The organism is Nitrosomonas sp., from assembly GCF_024282095.1.
Lineage (GTDB): Bacteria > Pseudomonadota > Gammaproteobacteria > Burkholderiales > Nitrosomonadaceae > Nitrosomonas.
Genome location: NZ_JAMWZS010000063.1, coordinates 1 through 8,903, shown reverse-complemented (window position 1 = coordinate 8,903; position 8,903 = coordinate 1). Strand labels below are relative to the sequence as shown.

8 protein-coding genes and 1 pseudogene are annotated in these 8,903 nt (G+C 49.9%); 8 read left to right on the top strand and 1 reads right to left on the bottom strand.

Annotation, left to right across the window (positions count from 1 at the left end):
- Positions 1 to 246: 246 nt before the first annotated feature.
- Positions 247 to 309 (bottom strand): annotated as a pseudogene (locus tag Q0K92_RS12600) (SEC-C metal-binding domain-containing protein); the annotation flags it as partial.
- Between the two features lie 133 nt (positions 310 to 442).
- Here Q0K92_RS12600 and Q0K92_RS12595 point away from each other — a divergent pair.
- From Q0K92_RS12595 to Q0K92_RS12560, 8 genes are all read left to right on the top strand, one after another.
- Positions 443 to 811 carry a hypothetical protein gene (locus Q0K92_RS12595; RefSeq protein ID WP_297326145.1) on the top strand — a complete coding sequence of 123 codons (369 nt, stop codon included), beginning with the start codon at positions 443 to 445 and terminating at the stop codon, positions 809 to 811.
- A gap of 18 nt (positions 812 to 829) precedes the next feature.
- Positions 830 to 2,158 carry a tRNA (N6-isopentenyl adenosine(37)-C2)-methylthiotransferase MiaB gene (miaB, locus tag Q0K92_RS12590; RefSeq protein WP_297326144.1) on the top strand — a complete coding sequence of 443 codons (1,329 nt, stop codon included), beginning with the start codon at positions 830 to 832 and terminating at the stop codon, positions 2,156 to 2,158.
- A gap of 73 nt (positions 2,159 to 2,231) precedes the next feature.
- Positions 2,232 to 3,230: a PhoH family protein gene (locus tag Q0K92_RS12585; RefSeq protein ID WP_297326143.1), complete on the top strand. Its 999-nt coding sequence runs from the start codon at positions 2,232 to 2,234 to the stop codon at positions 3,228 to 3,230.
- Positions 3,231 to 3,242: 12 nt separating this feature from the next.
- Positions 3,243 to 3,704 carry an rRNA maturation RNase YbeY gene (gene ybeY / locus Q0K92_RS12580; protein WP_297326142.1) on the top strand — a complete coding sequence of 154 codons (462 nt, stop codon included), beginning with the start codon at positions 3,243 to 3,245 and terminating at the stop codon, positions 3,702 to 3,704.
- 76 nt (positions 3,705 to 3,780) lie between these two features.
- Positions 3,781 to 4,629 carry a transporter associated domain-containing protein gene (locus Q0K92_RS12575; protein WP_297326141.1) on the top strand — a complete coding sequence of 283 codons (849 nt, stop codon included), beginning with the start codon at positions 3,781 to 3,783 and terminating at the stop codon, positions 4,627 to 4,629.
- A gap of 44 nt (positions 4,630 to 4,673) precedes the next feature.
- Entirely contained in the window at positions 4,674 to 6,452 is a 1,779-nt protein-coding gene (gene recJ / locus Q0K92_RS12570) for a single-stranded-DNA-specific exonuclease RecJ (RefSeq protein ID WP_297326146.1), read from the top strand.
- Positions 6,442 to 7,704 (top strand): MgtC/SapB family protein, encoded by a 1,263-nt coding sequence (locus Q0K92_RS12565; protein ID WP_297326140.1) that lies wholly within the window; start codon positions 6,442 to 6,444, stop codon positions 7,702 to 7,704. Before recJ ends, Q0K92_RS12565 begins: the two co-directional genes overlap by 11 nt.
- 1 nt (position 7,705) lies before the next feature.
- A complete protein-coding gene (locus Q0K92_RS12560; protein ID WP_297326139.1) occupies positions 7,706 to 8,683 on the top strand; it encodes a succinylglutamate desuccinylase/aspartoacylase family protein in 978 nt (325 codons plus the stop codon).
- Positions 8,684 to 8,903 lie beyond the last annotated feature (220 nt).

The window sequence follows — 8,903 nt, the reverse complement described above, 5'->3', positions numbered from 1 at the left end:
TTCGTCAATCCCGAAAGAATCCGCATGCCAGTTAAAGAAAAACCAAGGCATGAATAACTGCATGTGCGGTGTGTATGGATCAAATTCCTCCTCGCTCCACAAGGTGAAATCCCCCCAGGCTTCCAGTAAATCCTCCGGATCCCGCCGACTTTGCGAGAATTTCAACAGCTTATCCGGCAGTCCCTCTGTGACACGGTTGATTTGATGCCATAAGAAATCTTCCGCTTGCTGCACTCCTTGTGCCTGCAGGCAGCATTGCTTATGTTTTTTTCCGCTGCCGCAGGGGCATGGATCGTTACGCCCAGGTTTCATTTTTTATTCCTTTTTAACAAATTAGCGTATCATAACGCCTTCAGAAACATCAGGTAGCCATTGACATTCAATTCCCTGATTCGCACTGTTTATCCATTTGTTTTTTATCCGATTTCTGTTCAGTAAGATGATGAAAAAAATACACGTGATGCCATTATTGCTGATCATTGTATTGACCGCGCTATCGAACCCTGCTTTCAGTCAAGTGCACAGAGCTTTTCCGGTTAACAGCAAGCTGGGTTATTTGACGGCGGTTTCTTTTCCGATTTTCACGATTAACGGTGTACAGTATCCAATGAGCGCGGGCGGGCAGATTCGGGGTACCGATAATCTGATCATTTTGCCGAGTGTGGCGAACTACATCGGCATTATTCGTTATCAGTTGGATGCCACGGGAAATTTGCATCGCGTCTGGATTTTGACTACCGATGAAGTCAAAGCGGCGGAAAACGAAGGACAGCGAATACCGAAACCGCCCAAACGTTTTTTCTTTTTTTAACATTGCACTAGAGAATTTGTGAGTAACAAGCTTTATATTAAAACTTTTGGCTGCCAGATGAACGCGTACGACTCGGAAAAAATGGCCGATGTCCTGCACGCCGCCTACGGCATGGAACCCACCGACGATCCGGCGCAAGCCGACATCATTTTGTTCAATACCTGCTCGGTGCGCGAGAAAGCGCAGGAAAAAGTATTCCATGACCTGGGACGCGTGCGCCATCTGAAAGAAAATAATCCCAATTTATTGATCGGCGTGGGCGGCTGTGTCGCCAGCCAGGAAGGCAAAACGATTGTCAGTCGTGCACCGTATGTGGATGTGGTGTTTGGTCCGCAGACACTACACCGGTTGCCGCAATTGATCGAGACACGCAAGGCGACCGGGCGCTCCCAGGTGGATATTTCGTTTCCTGAAATCGAAAAATTCGATCACTTGCCGCTCGCCCGCACCGAAGGGGTCACGGCGTTTGTTTCGATCATGGAAGGTTGCAGTAAATATTGCAGTTTCTGCGTGGTACCGTATACGCGCGGCGAAGAAGTCTCGCGCCCGTTGGATGATGTGCTGACAGAAATTGCCATTCTGGCGGATCAAGGCATCAAGGAAATCACCTTGCTGGGGCAGAATGTCAACGCCTATCTGGGCGCAATGAACGACGGTGAAATTGCTGATTTTGCGCTGTTGCTGGAATATCTGCACGAGATACCGGGCATTGAGCGCATTCGTTATACCACCTCACACCCGAAAGAATTCACCCCACGGCTGATTCAAACGTACAGTCACTTACCCAAATTGGTTAATCACTTGCACCTGCCGGTGCAATCGGGTTCCGACCGGATATTGGCGGCGATGAAACGCGGATACAGCGTCTTGGAATACAAGTCCATCATCCGCAAAGTACGCGCGCTTCGCCCGGACATTTCAGTGACCTCTGATTTCATCATCGGTTTTCCGGGAGAAACCGAGGCTGATTTTGAGGCAACACTCAAATTGGTTAAAGACATGAACTTTGATGATTCCTACAGTTTTATTTACAGCGCACGCCCCGGCACACCTGCCGCCGATCTGCCCGATGACACGCCGCAGGAAGTCAAACTGGAAAGGTTGCATCGGCTGCAGGCACAAATTAATCAACAATGTGGGGAAATCAGTCAGCAAATGATCGGTTCGATACAGCGCGTGCTGCTGGAAGGCGTATCCAAAAAAAATGCCGATGAATTTTATGGCCGCACGGATAATAATCGGGTCGTCAATTTATCCAGCAGTCCCGAGCTGGTCGGCCGTTTTGTCAATGTACGTATTACTGAAGCGCGGTCTCACACCTTGCGTGGTGAAATACTGCCTGAATAAAATGCAGTGTTTTTACTTGCAAAGTATCCCAACCACTGAGAGAATCATAGCATCGTAACCGTATCTCCCAACATTGAAACCTAAACCCGTCGAAATTTCTTTTACACCCGCCGACAATCAGCGCTTGGCAAATTTGTGCGGCGCCTTGGATGAAAACCTCAAACAGGTTGAAACAGCGCTGGATGTAGTCATTTCACGACGCGGCGAACATTTCAGCGTATCGGGCAAATCCAGTCAGACAAAACTAGCCGCGCAGGTTTTACGTCATTACTATCACCAATCGCAACATCATCTGAGTCTGGAACAAGTCCAACTCGGCTTGATCGAAGCCATGAATCCGCAGAATGCACCCGACTCAACCGCTGAGTCCGATGAAGCTGCAACCATCAAGCAGCCTGCATCACCTGCGTTGTTGACGCGGCGCAGTAATCTCTATGGCCGCACCCCGCGTCAGGCACAGTATCTACAACAAATTCAGGAACACGATATCACGTTTGCCATCGGCCCTGCCGGCACCGGAAAAACGTACCTTGCGGTAGCCAGCGCAGTGGATGCGCTGGAGCGGGATTTGGTTTCACGCCTGATTCTGGTTCGTCCGGCGGTTGAGGCGGGGGAGCGCTTAGGGTTTCTGCCGGGTGATATGACACAGAAAGTGGACCCTTATTTGCGCCCTCTGTATGACGCGCTGTATGATTTAATGGGACTTGATAAAACCAGCAAACAATTTGAACGCAATACCATTGAAATCGCACCCCTGGCTTTTATGCGCGGACGCACATTGAATCAATCATTCATCATTCTGGATGAAGCGCAAAACACGACGCCGGAACAGATGAAAATGTTCCTGACGCGCATGGGTCTGGGCTCTAAAGCGGTGATTACCGGTGACGTGACGCAAATCGATCTGCCCAAACATCAGAAAAGCGGATTGGTGGAGGCTCAGCAGGTGCTCAAGGACATACGCGGCATTGCTTTTACCCATTTTCAATCGGAAGACGTGGTAAGACATCCTTTAGTGCAGCGCATTGTCAATGCCTATGAAAAACACGACAAACAAAAGCAGGAATCCTGACATCACTTCTGCATGGAGAAATCATTCAAGTTAGCAGTGCAATACGCGACGAACAACACAGAAATACCCACACGCCCGCAGTTTCGCCGTTGGGTTAAAGCGGCATTGATGCAGGATGCCGAAATTGTTTTACGGTTGGTGGATGAATCGGAAGGACGCGAACTCAACCGGCAATTTCGCCATAAAGACTATGCGACTAACGTGTTAACCTTTGTTTATAACGATACGCAACCGTTGATGGGCGATATTGTGCTATGCGCGCCGGTTGTCGGCAAGGAAGCGCAACAACAGCATAAAAATCTGCTGGCGCATTATGCGCACCTCACTGTCCATGGCGTTCTGCATCTGCAAGGGTATGACCATATTGAAGACGCTGAAGCGGTAGTGATGGAACAACTGGAAACGCAAATACTTGCCCGGCTTGGTTATGCTGATCCCTATCAGGAACACGACAACGCAATCCCGCCGCAATAGCCCTGCGCATGACTTGAACAGTGGTTGACTGGAAAAACTTTTAACATATTTTTTGGACTCGTAAAATAACCTGAACATGGATGACCCATCACCTAAAAGCGGCTGGTTGGAACGGTTAAGCGCTTTGCTGATCCGCAAACCGGAAGACCGCGAACAACTCATTACCCTGTTACACTCCGCCTTCGAACGCAATTTACTCGACTCGGACGCACTCAGCATGATCGAGGGTGTCATGCAAGTCTCGGAAATGCAGGCACGCGATATCATGGTGCCACGCTCACAAATGGACGTCGTCGATATCAGTGAAAAGCCCGAAAAATTCATCCCGTTTGTCGTTGAAGCTGCGCATTCCCGTTTTCCGGTCATTGCAGGCAGTGAAGACGACATCATCGGTATTCTGTTGGCAAAAGACTTGCTGCGTTATTACGCCGACCCCGAAGAATTCAATATCCGCGACATGTTGCGCCCGGCCGTGTTCATTCCGGAATCCAAACGACTGAATGTGTTATTGAAGGATTTCCGCAGCAACCGCAATCATATGGCCATTGTTGTCAATGAATACGGCGGTGTGGCCGGTCTGATAACGATTGAAGATGTACTGGAGCAGATCGTCGGAGAAATAGAGGACGAATACGATTTTGATGAAGAAGAAGACAACATTGTCATGGAAGCGGATGGCATCTACCGTGTTAAGGCCATTACCGAGATTGACAGTTTCAATGAAGAACTCGGCGCCAACTTCAACGATGATGATTACGACACCATCGGCGGCCTGGTACTCAATAAATTCGGCCGCTTACCGCATCGCGGCGAATCAGCCATCATTGATCACTTCAAATTTACCGTACAGCGCGTCGATAGCCGCCGCTTGCATATGCTCAAAGTTGAAAAAATTACAGCAGCACCCGAAACTATCGCAGAATAAAGCCTTTGCTCGCTACACACGATCAATCGCTATCGGCCCGGCACATGCCTAAAATCACCATCCGCTCATATGATTCGCACACTTTCCAGACACTCAGCGAGTGTGGGTTATCGCCTGTGCTCGCCCGTATCTATGCCGCTCGTGGTATCGAAAATGCCGATCAACTCGAAACAGAATTAGCGCATCTGATTCCATATGAGCAATTTAAAAATATTACGTTGATGGCAGCGCTGCTGGCCGATGCCATCGCGGCAAAAAAACGTTTGTTGATTGTGGCTGATTATGATTCGGATGGCGCAACCGCATGCGCTGTCGGCATACGTATATTGCGTAAATTGGGTGCAACGGTTGATTATCTGGTACCTAACCGTTTTGAATTCGGCTATGGTCTGACTCCTGAAATTGTGCAACTGGCGCATGCCACCAAACAACCCGATCTACTGATTACCGTTGATAACGGTATCGCCAGTGTGGATGGCGTGGCCGAAGCCAATCGCTTGGGTATGCAAGTACTGATTACCGATCATCATCTGCCCGGCGATACCTTGCCCGCTGCCATCGCCATTATTAATCCCAATCAACCCGGTTGCCCTTTTCCCAGTAAAAATATTGCCGGTGTGGGCGTTATTTTTTACCTGATGCTGGCACTGCGTGCTGAATTACGCCAACGTGGCGCTTTCACAACCACAACCCCGGAACCCAATCTCGCCAGTTTTCTCGACCTGGTGGCATTAGGAACAGTCGCCGATGTGGTCAAACTGGATAACAACAATCGCATACTGGTACAACAAGGCTTGCTGCGTATCCGTAAAGGGCGCTGCTGCGCGGGTATCCATGCGCTACTGCAAGTGGCGCGGCGGGATTATCAGCAAATTTCCACCTATGAACTCGGTTTTATCCTGGGACCGCGATTGAATGCAGCCGGACGTCTCGACGACATGTCGCTGGGTATTGAATGTCTGATTACCGATGATGAAGCGTACGCGATGCAATGTGCCCAGCAGCTCGATGAGTTGAACCGGCAGCGCCGCGAAATCGAATCCACCATGCAGGAAAGTGCATTACTTAAACTGGAAGACGCGCTTCAAAACCAACAATCGAAAATCCAAACTGCTTATAGTATCTGTCTGTTTGATCCCGATTGGCATCAGGGCGTCATCGGCATCCTGGCATCGCGTATCAAGGACAAATACCACCGTCCGGTCATTATTTTTGCACCCGGCAACGAACATGAAATGAAAGGTTCCGGACGATCCATCAACGGCTTTCACTTACGCGATGCGCTGGATCTGGTCGTCAAGCAGCACCCTGAGTTGATCCTCAAATTCGGTGGTCATGCGGCGGCAGCCGGACTCACCATTCAAGCCTGTCATTTTGAAAAATTCTGCGAGGCTTTTGAGCAAGTTGCACAAACCCTGCTGACCCCTACCGATCTGACGCGCGTGATTGAAACCGATGGTGATCTGGATCTGTCTGACATTAACATGGAGCTGGCAGAATATCTCGACCGGCAAGTGTGGGGACAAGGCTTTCCTCAACCCACATTCAATGCCCGATTTTATGTTGAAAGCCAGCGTATCGTCGGCGAAAAACATTTAAAACTGAAATTAAGAAAGTTTGACGCCAATACACAAGGTCAGGCAATGCAAAAATCCGTTGAGTCTTATGATGGTATTTTGTTTTTTCATAGTGACCCTTTACCCGATCTGATCGATGCGGTTTATCGATTACAAATCAATGAATATAATGGAAAATCGACACTACAATTCCTGCTCGAACATTGGTCTGATACTGATAACCCGGTAATCGATCATGCTCACTGAATTCACACTGAATGGAGAATTGGCCGCCCTGCCGCACTTCTTGACCAGTCTGGCCATTGGTCTACTCATTGGATTGGAACGCGAGCGCAGTCCCGGTTCGCGCGCTGGATTAAGAACATTTGCGTTGGTTGGGCTATTCGGTACGCTGACCGCCATGCTATCCGAAGAGGCAAATACACCATGGTTGCTATTGGGTGGCCTGCTCATCGTAGGTTTGATGACGATCGCCGCTTATTTCCGCATCAAGGATGACAGCGGAGATCCCGGCACTACCACAGTAGCCGCTATCCTGATTTGCTACGGCTTGGGCGTTGCGGTCTGGCATGATCATGACACGCTGGCCATCATGCTGGCGATTATTACGACGGTGTTGCTGTACTTCAAGACTGAATTGCACGGCATCACGGAAAAATTAAGCCGGCGGGATTTAATTTCCATCCTGCAGTTTGCCGTGCTGACTTTTATTATTCTGCCGGTACTGCCGGATAAAAATTTCGGGCCTTATGAAGCGATCAATCCGTACCAGATCTGGTTAATGGTGGTGCTGATCTCGGGCATCAGTCTGGCGGGTTATGTGGCACTACAGTTCATCGGTCCGCGCCATAGCGCTGTACTGGGTTTATTTGGCGGCCTGGTTTCCAGCACCGCCACAACACTGGTATATGCGCGCCGCAGCGTCGAAAACCAGCACTTTACACAACTTGCGGTGGTCGTCATCCTGATTGCCAATTTAACCGTGCTGATCCGCCTGACTATCGTCAGTGCAGTCGCCTCTCCCTCCCTGTTGCCGCAGCTGTTACCGATTTTAGGCAGTGGTTTTCTACTGGGCTCAGGCGTCACTGCCTATTGGTGGTATCAGTTAAATCAACACAATCAATTGCCGGTACCAGAAACCAAAAATCCAACCGAAATCGGCACAGCAGCGACTTTCGGGCTCATCTACGGCGTCGTGCTGTTTTGTGCAGCCTGGTTATCGGATATTGCCGGCAGCAAGGGATTGTATGTCGTGGCTTTGATTTCCGGTCTGACAGATGTCGATGCCATTACATTATCGAGCTTGCGTTTGTATGAATTGGGCAAATTGCAAGCAACTGAAACGATAACGGCTATCTCGCTTGGCATTCTATCCAACATTGGCTTCAAACTGGGACTCACCTTCTTTTTCGGTAGCGCCTTACTGGCAAGACAATGTATCTCCGGCATGTTTGCAACAGCCGCCGGCATTGGGCTGGCGCTCCTGCTGTTTATCTGACATGCGCACGGAATTGGTGATCAATCAGCAATCGGTGCAACCCGGCTGCCAAGCTGTCATCAACTTGCCACTACCTCGGTTAACCACCCAAGCGGAAGTCGCCATGCCCGTCCACGTCATACGCAGCAAGAAATCGGGTCCGAGATTGTTTGTTTGCGCGGCCATCCACGGCGATGAACTCAATGGCATTGAAATTATCCGGCGGTTATTAAAGCAATCCGCCCTGAACCATCTATGCGGTGATCTGATCGCCGTACCGATGGTCAATGTGTACGGCATCATCCACAACACGCGCAATCTACCCGATCGGCGCGATTTGAACCGCTCCTTCCCAGGATCAAAACATGGCGCATTAGCCGAACGGCTGGCTGAGTTATTCATGTCCGAAGTCGTCACAAAATGCACGCACGGCATCGATCTGCACACCGGCGCGATCCACCGCAGCAACCTGCCGCAAATACGCGCCGATCTGGATCATCCTGAAACCCTGGCATTGGCAAAATCCTTCAATGCACCGGTATTGCTCAATGCCAGCCTGCGCGATGGCTCGTTGCGGCAAGCGGCTACGCAAACAGGCATTCCACTACTGCTCTATGAAGGCGGCGAAGCCCTAAGATTCGATGAAACCGCCATTCGCGCCGGGCTTCAGGGAATTCTCGATGTCATGCAACACCTCAACATGCTGCCCGCCCAAAGAACCCGCAAACAACCACCGACAAACCCATTCATCGCACACAGCAGCCGTTGGATCCGCGCATCCGGCAGCGGTATTTTCAGTGCTGTAAAACGTCTGGGAGAATCCGTGCAGCGCGATGATGTGCTCGGAATTATCAGCGACCCATTCTCCAATCAGGAAATTGCTGTGCTGGTACCTTGCAGTGGTCTGATCATAGGCCGGTCTGAACTGCCGCTAGTGCATGAGGGGGAGGCGATTTTTCACGTTGCGCAGGTTGAAATTGATCATAAAATAACCGTGTAAATAAACGGATAATAGCCTCTGAGCTCTGCCGTGCTAGAATCTCTCTTCTTGAACAATTCCGCTCAGCCATGTCACGCAATTTCGACGCATTCATCTCTTACACTCGCCAGCAAGGTGCAAACTTAGCGCAATCAGTGTTTGATCTGCTCAAAAAGAATCAGTTTGAAGTCTGGAAAGACACTATTGATATGCGGGGTGGAGTAGAGTTTTGGTCTCAAAT